Annotated in this window: 23 protein-coding genes and 1 riboswitch; of the genes, 15 read left to right on the forward strand and 8 right to left on the reverse strand. The window is 47.6% G+C overall.

Annotated elements, in window-relative coordinates:
* Positions 1-361 precede the first annotated feature (361 nt).
* A complete protein-coding gene (locus tag Q0986_RS01015; RefSeq protein WP_299402453.1) occupies positions 362-724 on the forward strand; it encodes a hypothetical protein in 363 nt (120 codons plus the stop codon).
* 118 nt (positions 725-842) lie between these two features.
* Here the strand turns inward: Q0986_RS01015 and Q0986_RS01020 are convergent, their stop codons facing one another.
* Positions 843-1,484 carry an NAD(P)H-dependent oxidoreductase gene (locus tag Q0986_RS01020; RefSeq protein WP_299402456.1) on the reverse strand — a complete coding sequence of 214 codons (642 nt, stop codon included), beginning with the start codon at positions 1,482-1,484 and terminating at the stop codon, positions 843-845.
* 137 nt (positions 1,485-1,621) lie between these two features.
* Between Q0986_RS01020 and Q0986_RS01025 the strand changes: the two genes are divergently transcribed.
* Entirely contained in the window at positions 1,622-2,041 is a 420-nt protein-coding gene (locus Q0986_RS01025; RefSeq protein WP_299402459.1) for a universal stress protein, read from the forward strand.
* 2 nt (positions 2,042-2,043) lie between these two features.
* On the opposite strand, the gene Q0986_RS01030 is transcribed toward Q0986_RS01025, so the two are convergent.
* Together Q0986_RS01030 and Q0986_RS01035 are read right to left on the reverse strand one after the other, a co-directional pair.
* Positions 2,044-2,430, reverse strand: a complete 387-nt coding sequence (locus Q0986_RS01030) for a hypothetical protein (protein ID WP_299402462.1) — start codon at positions 2,428-2,430, stop codon at positions 2,044-2,046.
* A gap of 244 nt (positions 2,431-2,674) precedes the next feature.
* Positions 2,675-3,304, reverse strand: coding sequence for a hypothetical protein (locus Q0986_RS01035; RefSeq protein ID WP_299402464.1), 630 nt, complete (start codon positions 3,302-3,304; stop codon positions 2,675-2,677).
* 20 nt (positions 3,305-3,324) lie between these two features.
* A riboswitch (ZMP/ZTP riboswitch) is annotated at positions 3,325-3,407 on the reverse strand.
* Between the two features lie 223 nt (positions 3,408-3,630).
* Here Q0986_RS01035 and Q0986_RS01040 point away from each other — a divergent pair.
* The 7 genes from Q0986_RS01040 (at position 3,631) to Q0986_RS01070 (ending at position 7,587) form a co-directional block, all read left to right on the forward strand.
* On the forward strand, positions 3,631-3,852 hold the full coding sequence (locus tag Q0986_RS01040; RefSeq protein ID WP_299402467.1) for an AbrB/MazE/SpoVT family DNA-binding domain-containing protein: 222 nt from the start codon (positions 3,631-3,633) through the stop codon (positions 3,850-3,852).
* Positions 3,849-4,244 carry a type II toxin-antitoxin system death-on-curing family toxin gene (locus Q0986_RS01045; protein WP_366918484.1) on the forward strand — a complete coding sequence of 132 codons (396 nt, stop codon included), beginning with the start codon at positions 3,849-3,851 and terminating at the stop codon, positions 4,242-4,244. The genes Q0986_RS01040 and Q0986_RS01045 overlap by 4 nt, the downstream gene beginning before the upstream one ends.
* Positions 4,245-4,280: 36 nt before the next feature.
* Positions 4,281-4,763 (forward strand): hypothetical protein, encoded by a 483-nt coding sequence (locus tag Q0986_RS01050; protein WP_299402469.1) that lies wholly within the window; start codon positions 4,281-4,283, stop codon positions 4,761-4,763.
* A gap of 96 nt (positions 4,764-4,859) precedes the next feature.
* Positions 4,860-5,612 carry a class I SAM-dependent methyltransferase gene (locus Q0986_RS01055; RefSeq protein WP_299402470.1) on the forward strand — a complete coding sequence of 251 codons (753 nt, stop codon included), beginning with the start codon at positions 4,860-4,862 and terminating at the stop codon, positions 5,610-5,612.
* 2 nt (positions 5,613-5,614) lie between these two features.
* Positions 5,615-6,028 (forward strand): cytidine deaminase, encoded by a 414-nt coding sequence (locus Q0986_RS01060; protein ID WP_366918485.1) that lies wholly within the window; start codon positions 5,615-5,617, stop codon positions 6,026-6,028.
* Positions 6,029-6,323: 295 nt separating this feature from the next.
* Positions 6,324-7,136 carry a TlyA family RNA methyltransferase gene (locus tag Q0986_RS01065; protein ID WP_299402472.1) on the forward strand — a complete coding sequence of 271 codons (813 nt, stop codon included), beginning with the start codon at positions 6,324-6,326 and terminating at the stop codon, positions 7,134-7,136.
* A 178-nt stretch (positions 7,137-7,314) separates the two neighbouring features.
* Positions 7,315-7,587 (forward strand): hypothetical protein, encoded by a 273-nt coding sequence (locus tag Q0986_RS01070; RefSeq protein WP_299402473.1) that lies wholly within the window; start codon positions 7,315-7,317, stop codon positions 7,585-7,587.
* A gap of 36 nt (positions 7,588-7,623) precedes the next feature.
* Here the strand turns inward: Q0986_RS01070 and Q0986_RS01075 are convergent, their stop codons facing one another.
* The 3 genes from Q0986_RS01075 to Q0986_RS01085 form a co-directional block, all read right to left on the reverse strand.
* Positions 7,624-8,085 (reverse strand): hypothetical protein, encoded by a 462-nt coding sequence (locus Q0986_RS01075; protein ID WP_299402474.1) that lies wholly within the window; start codon positions 8,083-8,085, stop codon positions 7,624-7,626.
* A gap of 46 nt (positions 8,086-8,131) precedes the next feature.
* Complete coding sequence (locus Q0986_RS01080; protein ID WP_299402475.1) at positions 8,132-8,773, reverse strand: DedA family protein; 642 nt, start codon at positions 8,771-8,773, stop codon at positions 8,132-8,134.
* 108 nt (positions 8,774-8,881) lie between these two features.
* Positions 8,882-9,208 (reverse strand): hypothetical protein, encoded by a 327-nt coding sequence (locus Q0986_RS01085; protein WP_261891309.1) that lies wholly within the window; start codon positions 9,206-9,208, stop codon positions 8,882-8,884.
* 386 nt (positions 9,209-9,594) lie between these two features.
* On the opposite strand from Q0986_RS01085, the gene Q0986_RS01090 reads away from it, so the two are divergent.
* From Q0986_RS01090 to Q0986_RS01115, 6 genes are all read left to right on the forward strand, one after another.
* Entirely contained in the window at positions 9,595-11,076 is a 1,482-nt protein-coding gene (locus Q0986_RS01090; RefSeq protein ID WP_299402476.1) for a sodium:solute symporter family protein, read from the forward strand.
* Between the two features lie 15 nt (positions 11,077-11,091).
* The gene (locus Q0986_RS01095; RefSeq protein ID WP_299402477.1) at positions 11,092-11,943 is read left to right on the forward strand and encodes an NAD(P)-dependent oxidoreductase; all 852 of its coding nucleotides are present in this window, start codon (positions 11,092-11,094) and stop codon (positions 11,941-11,943) included.
* Positions 11,944-12,088: 145 nt separating this feature from the next.
* Positions 12,089-13,354, forward strand: coding sequence for a hypothetical protein (locus tag Q0986_RS01100; RefSeq protein WP_299402478.1), 1,266 nt, complete (start codon positions 12,089-12,091; stop codon positions 13,352-13,354).
* Positions 13,355-13,465: 111 nt separating this feature from the next.
* The gene (locus Q0986_RS01105; RefSeq protein WP_299402480.1) at positions 13,466-13,729 is read left to right on the forward strand and encodes a type II toxin-antitoxin system Phd/YefM family antitoxin; all 264 of its coding nucleotides are present in this window, start codon (positions 13,466-13,468) and stop codon (positions 13,727-13,729) included.
* 9 nt (positions 13,730-13,738) lie between these two features.
* Positions 13,739-14,056 carry a type II toxin-antitoxin system RelE/ParE family toxin gene (locus tag Q0986_RS01110; RefSeq protein WP_299402482.1) on the forward strand — a complete coding sequence of 106 codons (318 nt, stop codon included), beginning with the start codon at positions 13,739-13,741 and terminating at the stop codon, positions 14,054-14,056.
* 174 nt (positions 14,057-14,230) lie between these two features.
* Entirely contained in the window at positions 14,231-16,282 is a 2,052-nt protein-coding gene (locus Q0986_RS01115; RefSeq protein ID WP_299402484.1) for a von Willebrand factor type A domain-containing protein, read from the forward strand.
* A gap of 22 nt (positions 16,283-16,304) precedes the next feature.
* Here Q0986_RS01115 and Q0986_RS01120 read toward each other — a convergent pair whose 3' ends face one another.
* A complete protein-coding gene (locus tag Q0986_RS01120; protein ID WP_299402486.1) occupies positions 16,305-16,640 on the reverse strand; it encodes a metalloregulator ArsR/SmtB family transcription factor in 336 nt (111 codons plus the stop codon).
* Positions 16,641-16,741: 101 nt separating this feature from the next.
* Positions 16,742-17,563 (reverse strand): tetratricopeptide repeat protein, encoded by an 822-nt coding sequence (locus Q0986_RS01125; RefSeq protein ID WP_299402488.1) that lies wholly within the window; start codon positions 17,561-17,563, stop codon positions 16,742-16,744.
* Positions 17,564-17,846 lie beyond the last annotated feature (283 nt).

Here is a 17,846-nt window from a genome sequence, read left to right on the forward strand (position 1 = left end):
AGAAGCCCTGAGTATTCTCAAGGAGAATAAGGAGCTGCTGGAGACGATTTCGGAGCAGTTGCTGGAGTCGGAGGTGATTGAGGGCGCTTCCCTCAGAGACTTGCTGGCGAAGGTGCATCCTGAAACCCATGTGCAGAACACTGAAGAGCCTGTGGCAGTTTAACCACTAGCTAGTGATTCCTTTGGATGGCTCCCTGCTCAGCAGGGGGCCTTTTTCAATTTGGATGTCAATTAATAAACTTTTCTATTTCGGGTATGGGCATAGTGTTGAGATGATATAGGTGAACGCTTTACAGTTGATTACCCAAAGTGGTAACCCATAAGTAAGCGCGTGCATTACTTATAAACAAGGAAGGTTAATATGACTGCGAACGAAACCATGGCTCCAGATTTTCTGTTCCTCGCTTTCATAGGGGCTATTATTCTCATCATCTTTTTACAATCTCGATCCATTGTTAAACAACAAGTAACAGACAAAGAACTGGAAGAAACACAAGACCAAATTTCGTCATTAACTAACCAGATCGAAAATATGACGGAAAATCGAGAACAACTGGCGGAGGCGGTGCAGAAAACCCAAGAAAAATTGGTCGTTATGTTTATGGCGTTGGAAGAGTCAAAACAGCTTGCCGGTCTTTTGCCTCAAGTTGATGGCGACCAACCCAATCTATTGGAAGGTGTGAAGGAGCAATTTGCAGGTATTCTCAAGCAACAAGACGATTGACTTAACCCTTCGATTCAGTCTTGATGATTTTGCGGGTGAGGGGAACGACTGATTGGAATTAAAGAAATCAATGGGGCTGGAAAGTATCTACTTGCCAGCCTTAATGCTATAGGTGCAATCAAAAGGTCAAGGCAAGTTGGTGAATGGCAGTGGTTGCATCGGCGAGTGAGTGCTCTCTTTCCATGTTGGATAGCGCTAGTTGGTCGGCATGAATATAGGTAATATCTGTCAGCCCTAATACATTGAAAATTGCACTGAGATAAGGGGCCAGAAAATCTCGTTCTTCTCGCCCGGAGCCAACTCGGTAATTGTATTTTCGAGTGGTGATCACTAATAGCTTTTTATCTGCTAATTGCCCTTTGGGGATGCCATTGACGATCTGCAAGGTGCGATCGCGTCTACAGACCTGATCCAGATATGCCTTAAACGTAGATGGCACCGTTAGGTTATACATGGGCATGCCCACCACATAGCAGTCGGCTGCGAACAGCTCATCGATCAGGGTATTGGAAAGTGCGATCGCAGCCTGCATCTCAGACGTACGGTCTTCTGGTTCTGACTCGTAAGCCGCAACCCAAGCCTGATCAATATGGGGGATAGGAGTACTGCCAATATCGCGATAGATAATCTGGTGATTGGGGTTGGCTAGTTGCCATTGGTTAACAAACGTCTGGGTAAGCTGGCGGGAGTAAGAGCCTTGAACGCGGGCACTGACATCCATATGGAGTAAGCAACGGGGCTTGGAATCTGGAGAAAGCATAGTTAATAGTCTACTTCTCTAGCCAAAATTAAGAATTGTAGTTAATAGAACCGGAAGACGACGAGACAATGCAAGTCTATTGGTTGGGATTACTAATTTGCGAATCGTAATTGTTGGTTCAACAGGAGTGACGTTGAGTGTTCAATACCATCCTGGTCGCCTTAGATAGCCCTGAAATTTCGGAGCGGGTCATGCAGGCCCTTAAGAGTTTCCAGTTGGATGCTGTGGATAAAGTGGTGCTCACACACGTAATTTCTACCAACGAAACGGGAGAAGAGCAGCCCGCAGATCGTCCTTATTCCGATCCCCAGGTGGGTTTATTTCGCCATATTGAAGAAGAATTACAAACCTACCAAGCGTCCCTCCCATGCGACAGTAGCCTAGAAATCGTTACGGGCGATCCTGCCGAAGAAATAGTTCGAGTCGCCAATATCTATAAAGCTGATTTGATTCTGATTGGTAGCCGAGGGCTAACAGGAGTGACTCGAATTTTACAAAGATCGGTCAGCAGTCAAGTGGTTAGTGACGCCTCTTGCTCTGTAATGGTTGTACGTTAAGCCTAGGATTTTCCCCATTCTAGGAAAGTTTTCAATCGCAAAAGGGTCAGACTTTGACCTGCATTGAGGGGGAGCAAGGAAACGCCCTCCAAACGGGACTGCACCCACTGTTCGCCCCAGGACCATTCCTGAAACCCATCCACCCCTTTGCTCAAAATGAAACGTAGGGTGTTGCTATCCACCACATCGATATGGTGCTGGATTTCCACGGGACCCAGCCAACTGGTAAAGACGGCTCCTGGTTCTAAGGTTGTGGGTAAATCATCGGAAAAGGTCTGGGGCCATAGCCATTGCTTGATTTGGGATCCTTGGGTTAAGGCATCTCGCAAAGCGGCCTCTGAGGCATTAATTTCAATTCTGAGCTTGCTGGTTTGAAAGCTGCCAAACATAGGGGTTCTGTCAAAAATAGATACGGTTGGTTTATCTAACTTGAGGGATGAATAAGACAAGGACGGGCTATAAGCTGAAAAAATAAATAGTCCTCTTAATGGTAGTCCTCTACAAGTGATGATGGTTTGCATAGAAAACTCTATTATTCTGTTCTTGCATTCTTAACTTTTTGGAGAACTACCTCTCGTTCCCCCAATCAAGCGGGTAGCTACGCTCAGACGTTAGATAGCATCTCCAGCACTGTCATATTTGCAGGTTCGCGTTCTGTTTCTTGATGCTATTCACCTGCAGAAACCTCTGCACAGGTATATCTGACCAAACTTGTACTTCGATATATTTTTCAAAGGATTTTTGAGCATAGTTAAAGTAGTCAGGATTAGGAGCATCTTCTGGAATTCCAAATTCTCTAATCAATTCAGAGAGTTGGGATAGAAGATAAATTTTCTCGTGATATGGCTTGAGTGGTTCCATGGGTAGGCCATAAGTTTCACTGAGTCTCATTGCCGTAAAGCTGTCTGGAAAGGTGATGCTAGTCGTTAAACTGTCCAGCTCATCTAGAGGAAGGACAACACTTTTTGTTGAGGGATAAAGCCCTTCGAACCATTTCGAGCTACCTAAAACAAAATAGTGAGGTGCTTTGCGCTCGGGTCTACCTCCAGCAGCCAAGAATAATGATCTCAGTTTCTCTTCGGTTGCCAGTCTGAGCAAAATGTATTTAGCGCCGAATACTCTATGGGACCTTGGCTGTTGTTGTCGACGTTCGGCCAACATGGCAATTACCTTGTCACGTTCTGGTTTTGGTACCTCTGATAAATTCCTAAAGGGTGGATCTTCAGTGGGATGGTAATGGGTAACAAAGCTCGGTATGTTCATGGCAGCCTTGATGCTTCAAAGTCTTTTGCCCAGGCGCGCGGAAAATAGCTGGTGTGCTTCCTCGTGGTTATGTCCACCCTATACGCCAGTCACACACTTTTCCAGGTTAGTTTTCAGGAAACAACATAGTCCTGAAAATACTTCTACAACCTCTTTTCTGAATTTTACTGATGCCGATGATGCTAAACGTTAGATTTTAGCTAGCGGCGCTGAGTTCAGATGTTGCATATCAGCTTGCCCAAGTGTATTTTTTGAACAAATCTTGTGCGTTGCAACATTTGTAGTAACGTAGAGAAGTATAAGCACAGTCTACGCAGGAGGCGATTATGCTTCTCAATGTGAAAAAGCGCGGTAATTCCCTAAGTGTCATTGTTCCTAAAGAAATGGCAGCGAATATGCAGGTTGAGGATGGAGATAAGCTGTTTGCAACAAAAACGCCTTCTGGGTATGAAATATCAGCCTATGACCCTAATTTCGAGAAAAAAATGGAAGCCGCTCGGCGAGGTATGAAAAAGTATCGCAATGCATTAAATGAGCTGGCTAAATAATGGAGCCTTGTTGGTTAGACATGCACGATGTCTGTGCCATACAGGGTGAAATCCTTGCCGAATCGGGTGGTACATCAGGTGTACTGGATAAGGGAGCCTTGGAGTCAACTCTAAACCTTTATAACTATGGTGAGGATGTCACCTTGTATCACCTAGCTGCATCTTATGGTTATGGGCTGGTTAAAAATCATTGTTTTGTAGACGGTAATAAAAGGATTGCTCTTATTGCTGTTTATACATTCTTATCAGTGAATGGAATTGAGTTAACGGCCTCAGAGGTAGATACAGCAAAATTTTTCCTCGCTTTAGCTGCAACTTCTGAGACACAGGAGAGCAGTATGGAGAAACTAGCTTCTTGGTTGCAGCATAATAGTGAGATTCTCCCTACTTAAGAGCACAACTCCACCACCCACTATGTGCCATACATCATGAACCCAAGTGTGTACCTCTACAATGCAACAGATGCAGGTTTTGAGCTGTATTTTGGGCAATTCTGCACTAGCGATGGCTTGTCGTTGCTTGAAAAAGAAAACGAAATCACCATCACGGCCCTTGGTGCGACTTGCTATAAAGACTATGGGTGGGCCACTGAAAATGATGTGCCGATAGTCAAAACTGTTGGGGCATTCTTATCGTTCTTAGGGAATGAAGGCGATATAGCTTTAATTGAGTGTGAGATTTTAATAAAGGATATAGGGATATTGAAGACCCATGATGATTGTGAATGTCACTTTACAATACAGAGGCAGGAGCAATTCATGAAATTACTGAGATCTGCTTGCCCAGCCCAACATAGAGACTTGCTTATTCATAAATTGCTCACCAATCCTGGTATATATCTAACCTGTGATAAGCATGGAAAAATTGAAAAGTATGATTCTTTTGAACGGTACTTAGCTGAAAATCCATAAAACAAAGTGTTGTTATGGACATTCACTGTCCTGCGCCACGCTAATGTCATACAGCTTTAACATGAGGGTTACTACTGAAGAACTCAGGAAGATCTGGTGGAGAATTTAGAACTTTTAATCGATCTGCATCAGAATAACGACCGTCAAGGTCCTGGTGGAGCACTCGAAACAGAACTTGCCATTATGCTGGCCGCTCTCGACCAGTCACGACCTTTGAAAATCGCGGATCTTGGATGTGGGACTGGGGCCTCTACCTTGTGCTTAGCAAACCAGCTCAATGCAGACATCATTGCCGTCGACTTTCTACCTGAGTTTATTGAAATATTGCGACGGAACGCAGACACGAGCAATCTGAGCCAATGTATTCACCCCCAAGTTGGATCGATCGATAATCTGGCATTTGCGGATCATGAATTTGATGTTATCTGGTCTGAAGGGGCGATTTACAATATCGGCTTCGAGCAAGGCATTAACCTTTGGCGACCGTTTCTAAAACCCAAAGGCGTGCTTGCTGTTTCCGAAATTACCTGGCTGACAGACCATCGACCCGAGGAAATTCAAGCTTACTGGGATGCTCAGTACCCTGAAATAGATACTGCTTCGGTGAAAATAAAACTTCTAGAAAAAGCAGGCTACGCTCCATTCGGTTATTTTGTACTGCCAGAACACTGTTGGTTAGACAATTACTACTATCCACTCGAACAAAGATTTGATGCCTTTCTCGATCACTATGCCCATAGCGATAGCGCAAAAGCCTTGGTAGAGGCTGAAAAACAGGAAATTCAAGTGTTTAAACAGTTCAAGGCGTACTTTGGCTATGGCTTCTATATTGCTAGTAAGCTTCCATAATGATGAAATTAGATCAAACCCTCGTCAATGCTGCTATTGCGCTTCTAGAGAAGCGTTTCCCCGGGGCAGAAGGCATCGCTGCGGCTATGTATACCGAAGATGGAGACATCTTGACCAGCGTCTTTTTTGAACCTGAATGGGGCAGTGCGATGCTGTGTGCTGAGACAGGTGCGATTTGTGAAGCTGAAAAATTGGGTAAACGGATTGTGGCGTCCGTTTGTGTTTCTAGACAAACAGGGGATTCGCCTATGGTGATCCTGACACCGTGCGGTATTTGCCAAGAGCGGCTGTTTCATTGGGGACAAGAGGTAGAAGTGGCAGTTCCCACGCCTAGTGATGCGACAAAGTGGGAGGTTAAGACCTTGAAAGAGGTACAGCCTTACTATTGGGTCAATGCATTCAAAACGATAGATTGAGGGGATGAGATTGATAGCAATATCGATTAAGGCTAATTCAACGTCCTCCAATCAGTTCAACAGTAGATGTATAGAAATGAGGCTACCAGCGGATTCAGAACTTCCTCTTCTTGAATATTTATTTGTCATGGCAGGACTTAATCAAGCTCCCCGTGCCCTTCGTGTCAAACCTATGAATGATGGTGAGTTCGCCCCCTGCCATAGGAATGATCCTTAAATCCCCACATCGTTTGTATCGGCAGGGGTAGGCAGACTCTTAGAATTGAAAAAGTAGTATTAGAAAATCCCCTGGGCCTTGGCTAAACAGCGACTGGATACCTTACTGGTGTCATTAGAGTTATGCACCTCTCGACAGCAAGCCCAACGGGTCATCCGGGCTGGGAAAGTGAAAGTCAATGACCAAATTATTGATAAGCCAGGGACCGAGGTTCAATTAACGGCAGAGATACAAGTCAAACAAAAATCTCCCTTTGTCTCTCGCGGTGGTCATAAGCTAGAAAAGGCTTTAGCTGAGTTTCCCATCCAGATACAGGATCGGATTTGCCTGGATGGCGGTATCTCAACAGGGGGATTTACAGACTGTCTATTGCAGGCTGGAGCCAAACAGGTCTATGGCATTGATGTGGGCTATGGGCAGGTGGCTTGGGAACTGCGCAATGATCCCCGAGTCATCCTTAAGGAACGCACCAATCTTCGCCATCTTCAGCCTGCCGATTTATATCCTGAAGACGCCTCCATTCCTGATCTAGGTGTGATTGATGTCTCGTTTATTTCCCTAACGAAAGTTTTGCCTGCCCTCTGGCAGCTCTTACAGCCGCCACGGGAAATGGTTTTGCTCGTGAAACCTCAGTTTGAAGTGGGGAAGGACCGAGTGGGGAAGCATGGTGTGGTAAGGGATTCCCAAGCGCATGGAGATGCGATCGCACAGGTTTACCAAGCTGCATCGGCTTTGGGCTGGCACTATGCAGGCGTAACTTGGTCTCCCTTACCGGGTCCGAAAGGCAACATCGAGTTCTTGTTATGGTTACAGCAGGAGGGCAATAGTTCTATTCCTTCGCCGCAAACATTTTTAGAAATGGCTATGGAGGCTCAAAAGACATTGCTTTAACAAAGGTTGAAGCGTTGTAAGGTGTGGACTATAGGTTGTATCGAAGAGTACAAAATAACTCAAACAAATTAATTTTGGCGTTTAACATTAATGCTGAACAGAAAAGAAGAGAAATGATTGAGTTATCAACTATTCTCTGTTTAGAATGTAAATGCGTTGTTACACCCTTTCACTCAATATGTCTGAGCAAGCAGGCTTTTCTCATCATGATCGAACTCAAGAAATTGGTGTGCTGAAAAAGCAGCTAGCTATTGCGCTCAAATTTCATCACAGCAATACCATTGAGAAACTCCCTAAAGAGATTGCCATGCAAGTGATGCGAGAGGTTTGGACTTCTTGCCACCCAGAGGCTGAAGAACTGACTCATACCCCAAAAACAACCTATAGCGCGCCTGAGCCTGTGATTTGTGATGATGTTCCCATCACCAATAGCGAAACGATTTATCTGTAGGTTCGATTCTGAGATGAATGTACCTGCTCGGGTGAGTTATGGAGCAAGTGAATTTGGAGAAAAGGGTTTAAGCCATCCTCGTTGGAGAGATAGATCGAGGAGGATGCGATCGCAACTAAACACCACCCAGCTCTCCACAGCCATCAGCACAAACGGCAATACCGTATCAGTGATACCAAATCCCGTATCAACCTGAGCCAGCCCTCGGACCAGACTAAAAGCCAACACAACGCCTGACTTAAGTTGGGGGTTCGTATCTTGGCGAATGGCATAGCGATAGGTCACCCCAAATAGCAGCCCAGAAATAGCTACACTCGCAAGAGAACCACTCAGGCTAATCCAGCTTCCAGGCAATCTTGAGGCCGCGATGGGCCATTGTGCTAGCCACTCATTCAGGATCAGCAAAATCGTAAAAACAAATATTGCCCCACTAGCGGACAATCCCCCGGCTTTGAGCGACTCAACCCGTTCTTGCGGCGTAAAAGGGGTTTGTTCCACGGGGATGATGAACCGTTTTGGTAGGTGTACTCGTTTGGCAGGTGTACTAAGGCGCGTCAGACTCGCTCGCTTCTTGTAAGGCGGTGCGACGAATCAGGTTGTGGAGACGAGGCCAGAGTAGCCAAGCCGCAATTGCCAACAATACAAATAGTCCAAACTGAGACACGCTGCTAACCAAGCGGGATAGGGGAATGATTTCACCTGCAAAGTAAGCCAGGGTTACCATCACCAAAGCCCATAAGCAGGCCCCCAAAGTATTAAAAAACGCAAAGCGGGGAAAGGGCATCTCTGCAATACCCGCTAGAGGACTGGCAAAAATCCGCAGCAGCGCCACAAATCGTCCGATTAAGACGGTTCGAGCAGCATTCGTGCTGAACCCTTCTTTAATTTCTAAAAGACGCTCTTCAGACATATTGACGAGGCGACCCGCTCTCGATAACAAAGACCAACCGCCAAAATGTCCTACCCAGTAGCCACAGGTGCCGCCGATGGTTGAACCTGCGATCGCACTGCCCAATACGCCAAAATAATTCAGATCCCCTTCACCCGCCAGAAAGCCGCCCACTAGGACAATTGCTTCCCCAGGTAAGGGTAATCCCAAATTTTCAAATAAGATGCCGAAGCAGACAACCCAATAGCCGTATTGGTGGGCTAATGTTTGCAAAGTGTCTAACGAAATCCAGTCCATAGACCTTTATACAAACTGTTAACAATTTTACGTTTCTCAATCTTGGCTTGTGGACTTTAACTTTGTCAATCCAAGTCCATGTAAGCCTTAAAGCCACGTTAACTAATTTTACGAGATCCGGCGGTAGATCGCACAAAGGCGACTGGGGGAAAATACTTTGGCTTGGAACATAAAGTTGGGTGGCACGTTAATGATCACGTAATCTTCTGACTCGTGATACTGCTCAAACAGTTGGGGCATCCCTTTGGGGGTATTGGCGCTGTAGGGAACGGGCTGAAAAATCAATTCGGTAAACTCAACGGCTTCTGACTGAGATTCACGGGCGACTTGCTGGAGGAATCCCTCATTGTTGAGCAGATTAAACAAAGCTGCTTTGATCTCAGGATCAAGGGTGAAACTGCCATCAAAGTTATCAATGATTTTAAGGTTGGCCATGGGAAGTGACTAGCAAATATGATGTGGCTCACCCTCCCAGCGTAGAAGATTCTTGGATCCCTGTCAGCTGAGTGCTACGAATCATTGGAAACTAGCCAAAATAATTCGAGCATCTATGGATAATCCCGCTACAGGTTAATCTGATTGGGTATGAATTTGATGGATTGATGAGCCTGCTGCACCGTCCCTATTTTTGGTTTTTCTCGTTTACAATTCTGTTTTTGCTCTCCCTCGATTTTTGGCGATGGGATCAAGAGATACCCCTTTCTTGGTTCCAGTTACCGGGCTGGCTTTTTTACTTTGTGATCTTGCAAGGGGGGCTTGTCCTGGCCGTCGCAGGGGTCTCTTACACCCTTTGGCAAGAAGCGGAGAGGGACCAGTAGGTTATGGAAACACTGATTCCCTACATTGCCATTGCAATCTACCTACTCGTTACCCTAGGCATCGGCCTGATCGGGTATCGCCAACAAAAGAATACTGTCGAGGATTTCTTTTTGGCCAACCGCAACATTGGTCCTATTCTTCTCTTCTTTACCCTAGCCTCCACCAACTTCAGCGCCTTCTTTTTCCTCGGGTTTGCTGGAGCAGGCTATCGCATTGGCATTAGCTACTATCCAATGATGGCCTTTGGCACGGGGTTTGCCGCCCTTAGCTTCTACTATATTGGCTACAAGGCCTGGTTGCTTGGCAAACAGAAAGGCTTGATTACGCCCTCGGAACTGATTCAAGATCGCCTGCCTAGCCAGCCTCTCAAGCTCCTGTTTATGGCCGTAATGGTCATCTTTACTTTGCCCTATCTCACCCTCCAACCCATTGGAGCCGGATATCTCCTCGAAAGCCTAACGGGTGGAGCCATTCCCTATCTTTGGGGGGCCTCCTTACTGACCGTGGCCATCGTCTTCTATGTGTTTTTGGGCGGGATGAAGAGTGTGGCCCTGACGGATGTGCTGCAAGGAGTACTGATGTGCGTGCTGATGCTAGTGGCCGTATTTGCCATTGCCCAGGGGTTAGGGGGCTTCTCTGTCGCCAACCAAACCGTCTACGACCTCAAACCCGCATTATTTTCGCGGAGCGGCTTAGATCAGTCCTTTACCCCCAAGACTTGGTTTAGCTACATGTGTCTGTGGTCCTTTACCCTGCCCATGTTTCCGCAGATGTTTATGCGCTTTTACAGCGCGAAAAGCCCTCAACCCTTAAAGATCTCGGTCTTGCTCTATCCGATAGTGGCTGGGGTGCTGTTTATTTGCCCGGTGTTGATTGGAGTTTGGGGACATATTGCTTTCCCGGATTTAGTGGGCAAAGCAGCGGATCAGATTTTCCCGATGATGCTAACTAAATATACGTCTGCTGGGCTATCTTCCCTGGTAATGGTGGGGGCATTGGCAGCCTTTATGTCAACGATGGACTCCCAGCTTTTGGCCTTAAGTTCTATGCTCACCCGTGATATCTATACCGCCTACTTTCGTCAAGACGCTTCTTTAACGGAACAGACGCTAGTCGGTCGAATTTGGGTCATTGTTTTAGCTGGCATCGGCTTAGGGATTGCTGCCAACCCTCCAGAGACCATTTTGGCCTTTGCCACCCAAGCCTTTACTGGACTATCAGTGCTGTTCCCCACCGTGATTGCAGCGTTGTATGGCCGCAATATCAGGGCTTCGAGTTGTCTCGTCTCCATTGTCGTGGGTGAGTTGGCGGTATTAGGGGTGCAGACCAAAGTGATTCCCACTAGCTGGATGCTGGGCTTTTTACCCGTTGTCCCCATCGTGGCCCTGTCGGCCTTGATCATCATCTTGGGATCCATCTTTTCCCCAACCCCGGCGCAGCAGCCGAGCGACAATCACTACAGACCATCAGAAAAAACCTATTGAGAAAGAGGCAGGGCCATGCAGGTTGGATTTATCGGTACAGGATTGATGGGGGCTCCTATGGCGGCCCGGTTAGTGGAAGTGGGGCATGCCGTTACGGCCTACAATCGCACGGCTTCTAAGTTGGAGCCATTAAGAGAATTAGGAGTTGGGATTGCTCCCTCCCCCACCCAAGTCATTCAATCTGCAGACGTCATCATTCTGATGCTCACCAATGCTGCTGCTATTCAGGAACTGCTGGCGCCCACGGCATCCGCCCTATCTGGACGGACCATTATTCAAATGGGCACCATTGCCCCCGCTGAAAGCAAAGCTATTCACGAACAGGTCCAGGCAGCCGGTGGCACCTATTTAGAAGCCCCGGTATTAGGCAGTATCCCCGAATCTAAAGCCGGAAAGTTACTGGTGATGGCGGGAGCTGCCTCCCAAGATTTTGAGACCCAACTTCCCCTCCTCAAAGCCTTTGGACCCGAGCCTTTATTAGTTGGCCCGGTAGGCACCGCCGCTGCTCTTAAACTCGCCCTCAACCAGATGATTGGTGGACTGACCACGGCTTTTGCCACTAGCCTATCCTTCTGCCAAACCTATGGGGTCGAAGTTGAGACCTTTATGCAGATTCTGAGAAACAGTGCTCTCTACGCTCCCACCTTCGATAAAAAACTGACCCGAATGCTGGATCAAAACTTTGAGAATCCCAATTTCCCCACCAAACACTTGCTCAAAGACATGACTTTATTTCAGCAAGCAGCCCAGGCCGAAGGACTGCCGACCGAAAACACCGAAGCCATCCAAATCATAATCCAAAGAGCAATGGCTCAATTTGCTGAGGCGGATTATTCAGCTTTATACACTGCGGTGTTGGGGCAGTAGTCTATTGCAGTTTTCGATAGAGAGGGGGACCGCAATAGTTTTGGGTAGCCTCTGAAAAGGATAAATTACGGAACAATACCAGGCTATCGGTAGACGATATCTACGATGTCGTCACCCTTGGACACATCACGTATGAGGAGAGGCCATGCAGATATTTTATGGGATGAGTTGGGGATGGGGACTGGCGATGGCCGCAGGCCAGTTGGGGACTATTGCACTTGGGTCTCCCGCCCTAGCCCAGTCTTCTGCGCCGACGGAATCCGCTCCTGAATCAGCCATTCCCGCCACTGTGAAAGGCGACTGTGGCACCGAGCAAACCTGTGATCAGCTCCTGCAAACTCTCCGCAGTCAATGGCCGACGGCGAAGCTGAATTGTACTCGCGATCGCATCCTATCTCTCCGCGTCTTTCAGAACACCCGAGGGGGACGACAGGTGCAAGTCACCTGCTGGGATGCCGAAGTCAAAAAAGGCGATCGCTATGGTTTATCTCGCTCCACTCTTCCCTACCCAGGCGATGAAGCCCAGTTTCTACCGCCGCTGCCCCGCCGTTCTCGCTATACCGAACCCTTAAATGCTCGCTTCCCAGAGCCCGTTCGGGCGAGCCAAAATGAATGTGGTTTTCTAGGGGGAGATCTGCAATTCCGCGCCCGCAAAGACATCGATCGGTTAGAGCTGCAATGTGTGTTTCCCGTGGGTGCTGTTTTAATTGATACGGATGGAGACTTCGTTGCCGATGGTGAGGCATCTAAAGGCTCACTGATCAATAAAAGGGTCGGTAAATTCGCCATTTCGGAATTAGAAAAGCCTGTGGTTGCTCAGCCTCAAGCTTCTAGTACTCCGATTGGGACCTCTACAGAGACCTCTGTGGAGGGTGCTCCACTGCCAACGCTAAGCGGAGAAAACAGCGTTTCGGATGTCTTCCCCAATGCCTCGTCAACCCCCACGACGGATGGGGCAGTACCTGCGCAGACTACAGCAGCTCCCACTTCCCAAGGGTCAACCTCTGCTAACGCAGCTCTCCAGGCCATTGATGTTCAAATATTTAATCGTCTCAAGAATCAGCTTGTCCCCCTGAATCAGCCCTGGAATCCTTATGGTTTAGGGATGGACTTACTGATTGCTGTCAAAGTTAAACCCGGTACACAAGCCACTCAACCCGGCACCAATCTAGTGCTGGCGATCAATGCCAAAGGGTATGATTCACCCGCCACAGGGCCTGTTCCTGCTTGGAATACGGTGCAAACGCGATCCATCGCTGTCAGTGCCAACGATCAGTTTAGCTATTCGTTTCCGTTCCTAGCGGAGTATCGGTGCTATTCCGAAGTGCAGTTGACTGCAACATTAATTCCGCCCGGACAGCTTGCAAGTCCCAGCTTAACGAAAACGCTGGATTTGAGTTGTGCTGAATAGACGTTGATCGCGATGGAGTGTCTCTCAGAAAACCTTGGATAAGAGAGGCATTTGAGGCGTGGCTAAGGCAGAATAGTACATAAGAATGTACATTTTTATGATCACTTTGTTATGCCTAAGTTTTTAACCATTACTGAGACCCGTAAGCAATTATTGAACTTGCCCGAGCAGTTGAGCGATGAGCCTGTCATTATTACTAAGCACGGTAAGCCAGCAATGGTAGCGCTGGCCTATGAGCAGTTTGAAAGCTTGATGGAAACGCTGGATGTTCTCTCTGATTCAGACTTGATGGATGCTTTACGGCAAAGTGTTTCTCAAGCACAGAAGGGAGAAACGATTGCCCTAGAAGATGCGATCGCACGGTTGGGGTGGTAATGTCTCATCGTGGATTATCGCATTGAGTTAACAGAACTCGCGCTGGAAATGATGGGTAAGGTGCGAGATCGACGTGAACAACAAGGCATTATTCAGCGAATTCAAAAACTTACGCATGAGCCCATTCAACAAGGTAAGCCGCTAACGGGCGATCTCAAGGGTTTGTATAGTATTCGTGCTGTGGGTCAACGCTATCGAATTGTGTATCAAGTCAAAGTCGATCAAGTGTTAGTTATTGTTGTGGGCGTGGGACGCAGAAAGGATGGCGATAAAAAAGATGTCTATAGGTTATTAAAAAAGCTGTTGGGTGATTCACTTGCAGAGTGATGGATATCTGCAGAGACGAGCAGTGCGGCTTTGTTTCATGCATTTGATGCACTTTTAACTCAAATTGAGCCATTTCAATTTTGGAAACGAGACGGGTCATCCTAAATTCAACGACTAGGATGAAATCAATCCAGACTCGTGCTGGAATCCCTTGGAATTGAGGAGAAGGATGCAATGAAGCAGTTTAACTGGCAGCGGTCTAGTGCTCTATCGGCTGCTCTACTGATGACGATGAGTGCTTGCCAACCACTCAATATTGCCCAGGCGAAATCACAACCCCAAACCCGAATCAAGGGTTGTAATGCTGAGTCGCTGCTGTTGCCTGCCCATAAGGATGTCGAAGCATTACGCAAGCTCTATGAACAGTATCTTGGTCGTACACCAGTAGAGATCGAGTTAGGGCTATCCCGCACCGAATTTGCTCAAAGTTTGGCTCAACTGTCCGCTGGCCTAGAGCGTTTAACAGAGCAATCCCTTAGCTCCGAAGATGCAGCCCTCCTTAAACGCTTGCAGCAAGACTATGCCACCGAGCTTCGTCAAGTCGATCAACCCCGTGATGATAGGAATCGATGGTTTGGGCTCCCGTCCCGTCGTCCTCGACCCACTGGCCTGCCCCCTGCCCTAACTGGAGCACAACCTGCTCCGGCAGAAGCCGTTGCCCAATCCAAAGTCAGTCGTGACCAAGTTGGACGAGCTCAGCCGATTGCCCCCACCAGCATTTCTCCACCCACTCCTGAACCCCGATTCCAGGATAAGGATCGCCGTCATTTACCCGGTACCTTTAACACCGAAGACTATCAGCGCATCAACGAAAATCCGTTCTTTTTGCCGCAGCGCACGCCCCTGTCCACCTTCTCCATTGATGTGGATACAGCCTCCTATAGCAATGTGCGGCGCTTTATTCGCCAAGGTCAACTGCCGCCAAAAGATGCGGTGCGTCTCGAAGAACTGATTAACTACTTCGACTACGACTATGCCTCTCCCAAAGGTGATCAGCCTTTCTCTGTGAGTACCGAGGTCGCTACTGCCCCTTGGAATAACCAGCATAAGCTCGTGCATATTGGCCTTAAAGGCAAGGAACTGGAAAAAGAACAGCCCAGCAATTTAGTCTTTTTAATTGACGTGTCGGGGTCTATGAAACGCCCCAACAAACTGGCGCTAGTGAAGAAATCCCTCTGTTTGCTGGTCCATCAGCTCAAGCCTGAAGATCGGGTCAGTTTAGTGGTGTATGCAGGGCGGGCTGGCATTGTTTTACCGTCTACACCGGGCACCCAAAAAGCCACGATTATGAACGCCATCGATCGGCTAGAGGCCGGTGGCTCCACTGCAGGTGCTGCTGGCATTAAGATGGCCTACGATATGGCCGAACGCCACTTCCTCAAAAATGGCAATAATCGAGTAATCCTAGCAACGGATGGTGACTTTAATGTCGGCCAATCCAGCGATGCTGAACTAGAGCGTCTGATCGAACAAAAACGAGATCGCGGTGTGTTTCTCACCGTCTTAGGCTACGGCACGGGCAATTACAAAGACAATAAAATGGAGCTATTAGCCAATAAGGGCAACGGCAACTATGCCTATATCGACACCCTGCTAGAAGCCCAAAAAGTTCTCGTCAATGACCTGCGGGGAACCTTGTTTACCATTGCCAAGGATGTCAAAATTCAGGTGGAATTTAACCCTCAGAAAGTCCAAGCCTACCGCCTGATTGGCTATGAGAACCGTCTGTTGCGCGATCAGGATTTCAACGATGATCAGAAGGATGCGGGGGAAATAGGCTCCGGCCATACTATCACCGCCCTCTATGAGGTCATCCCCGCTGGTGTGAAAAGTGATGTCGAGCTTCCCGATATCGATCCGCTGAAGTTCCAAAAGCCGACGAGCAGTAGTAATAGCTCGGATCTAATGAACCTAAAGCTACGGTATAAGCAGCCCACGGGCAGTAAGAGTCAGCTGATCAGTACTGCGATCGCAGATAAAAACCGCTCGATTCAAGCTGCCACCGACAACCTCAAATTCTCTGCCGCCGTTGCCATGTATGGCATGGTCCTCAGGGATTCAAACTACAAGGGTGAAGCCACCTTGAACCAAGTCCTGGACCTAGCGGAACAGGCTAAAGGGGAAGATCTCCAAGGCTATCGCACGGCCTTTATGCAGTTGGTGGAACGCAGTCAAACCCTGCAGCAGGTTAGGGCGGAAGAGACGAAAGCTCAAGTGTCTCCCTAATAAGGTTTGTGATGGGCCAGATCTATGGAGCGGTGGGCGAGGCGTACATCCGAGGGGGCATAATTTCTGAATTGCGGCGATATTCAGCTAAGTATTGCTCTAGGACAACAAACTGGGCCAAATTGAGGCTGTAATAGATCCAGCGACCTTCATGGCGTGTATGGACCAATTCAGCATCTTTGAGGACTTTTAAGTGGAACGATAGCTTAGATTGATTGATATCTAGAGACTCGCATAACTCACCAACACAGAGTTCGCGGTGCCGTAATAGCTCTAAAACGTGGGTGCGGAGAGGGTCAGCGAGGGCATGAAAACCAGCAAAAACTAGTTCAGGAGAGGTAGAACAAACGTGTTGCATCAGAGGAGGTCAGAAGTTAGGTGAATCGTTGACAGCCGAATAAGGGGAACCGATTCATATCAATAAGAAACTATACCTATTGTAAAATATTCTTCGCCATGTTAGGAAAAATCGTTCATTTGGTTGAGCAGCTTATGTACCAAGGGAATCTGTTCAGGAGAAGGGTTTTGGGCTAAATAGTCTTGTAAATCTTGTTGGGCTTCGGACCAACGGCCTACATGATAGTACAAGATACCCCGATCTCGCAGCTCTCCACCGCACTTTGGATCGACCAGAAGAATTTGTTCAGAGATATTGAGGCATTTTTCCAGTTGGTTATTGTTTAGGTAAATTTGTTTGAGGTTGGTCAGCATCCGGACGAGAAACTGCTGCGGACTGATGACCTGAAAAAATTCAGGTTTGAGTTCCATAGGGTGACCAAAGACTTGAGTAATGCGATCGCAACAATCCTGCTCAAACAAAATTTCGCCCTTGTAAAAGGGATCGACATAGATACTCATATCTTCACGATCCGGACGAATCAGAAAATGTCCAGGAAAGTTAATGCCCACCATTGGGAAATCAAGCCGATGGGCAATTTCCATATAAACCAAGGACAAGGTGATGGGAATGCCTAGACGTCGATCAATCACCTCATTCAGAAAGCTATTCCGGGGATCGTAGTAGAACTGAGTATTGCCCGCAAAGCCCAAATCCTCATACAAATAACGATTGATGGTTTGTAAGACCTTTAAAGGATAAAGAGAAGTGGGTAACCGCTCCTCCACTTCCAGCGCCATGGTATCCAGGGCATTGAGGTAAGCCGCTACCTCTAGAGTGGGATTATCTTCTTGAGCAATGTACAGCGCAGCCTCAGCCAAATTCAGCTCAGAGGATTGACGGAGCAAACGGTAAAGCTGTTGGCGAGGGGCAGAAAATTTCATGGCACGCTCGATGCTACTTAGCAATCTTCTCGATGTTACTCTGCAATTGCCACTGATGGAGGAATATCCTGATTCTCGCTCCGTATTTGGCGTTGATCACAGGGGTTGCTAGACATGAGATTCTCTCTCGTAGGATCTAAAAACCCTTGGCCCACCTGCGTTCCTGCCATCGTTGAGCCTGATGTTTTCAGATCATGCCAAAATAAGGAATGAGGCTAAATCCTTTCAGCACTCCTTGGGAATGGATGAATGAACTGGCCATATCCATGATGTTTTTAAGTTC

This window comes from Acaryochloris sp. IP29b_bin.148 (assembly GCF_028285565.1).
Taxonomy (GTDB): Bacteria; Cyanobacteriota; Cyanobacteriia; order Thermosynechococcales; family Thermosynechococcaceae; genus Acaryochloris.

Excerpts from the sequence above, each read along its gene's own strand:
- Q0986_RS01030 (WP_299402462.1), bottom strand. The coding sequence starts at position 2,430 with ATGTTTGGCAGCTTTCAAACCAGCAAGCTCAGAATTGAAATTAATGCC.
- Q0986_RS01035 (WP_299402464.1), bottom strand. The coding sequence starts at position 3,304 with ATGAACATACCGAGCTTTGTTACCCATTACCATCCCACTGAAGATCCA.
- Q0986_RS01090 (WP_299402476.1), top strand. The coding sequence starts at position 9,595 with ATGGAAACACTGATTCCCTACATTGCCATTGCAATCTACCTACTCGTT.
- Q0986_RS01015 (WP_299402453.1), top strand. The coding sequence starts at position 362 with ATGACTGCGAACGAAACCATGGCTCCAGATTTTCTGTTCCTCGCTTTC.
- Q0986_RS01020 (WP_299402456.1), bottom strand. The coding sequence starts at position 1,484 with ATGCTTTCTCCAGATTCCAAGCCCCGTTGCTTACTCCATATGGATGTC.
- Q0986_RS01080 (WP_299402475.1), bottom strand. The coding sequence starts at position 8,773 with ATGGACTGGATTTCGTTAGACACTTTGCAAACATTAGCCCACCAATAC.
- Q0986_RS01070 (WP_299402473.1), top strand. The coding sequence starts at position 7,315 with ATGTCTGAGCAAGCAGGCTTTTCTCATCATGATCGAACTCAAGAAATT.
- Q0986_RS01040 (WP_299402467.1), top strand. The coding sequence starts at position 3,631 with ATGCTTCTCAATGTGAAAAAGCGCGGTAATTCCCTAAGTGTCATTGTT.
- Q0986_RS01050 (WP_299402469.1), top strand. The coding sequence starts at position 4,281 with ATGAACCCAAGTGTGTACCTCTACAATGCAACAGATGCAGGTTTTGAG.
- Q0986_RS01095 (WP_299402477.1), top strand. The coding sequence starts at position 11,092 with ATGCAGGTTGGATTTATCGGTACAGGATTGATGGGGGCTCCTATGGCG.
- Q0986_RS01125 (WP_299402488.1), bottom strand. The coding sequence starts at position 17,563 with ATGAAATTTTCTGCCCCTCGCCAACAGCTTTACCGTTTGCTCCGTCAA.
- Q0986_RS01085 (WP_261891309.1), bottom strand. The coding sequence starts at position 9,208 with ATGGCCAACCTTAAAATCATTGATAACTTTGATGGCAGTTTCACCCTT.
- Q0986_RS01060 (WP_366918485.1), top strand. The coding sequence starts at position 5,615 with ATGAAATTAGATCAAACCCTCGTCAATGCTGCTATTGCGCTTCTAGAG.
- Q0986_RS01100 (WP_299402478.1), top strand. The coding sequence starts at position 12,089 with ATGCAGATATTTTATGGGATGAGTTGGGGATGGGGACTGGCGATGGCC.
- Q0986_RS01115 (WP_299402484.1), top strand. The coding sequence starts at position 14,231 with ATGAAGCAGTTTAACTGGCAGCGGTCTAGTGCTCTATCGGCTGCTCTA.
- Q0986_RS01120 (WP_299402486.1), bottom strand. The coding sequence starts at position 16,640 with ATGCAACACGTTTGTTCTACCTCTCCTGAACTAGTTTTTGCTGGTTTT.
- Q0986_RS01105 (WP_299402480.1), top strand. The coding sequence starts at position 13,466 with ATGCCTAAGTTTTTAACCATTACTGAGACCCGTAAGCAATTATTGAAC.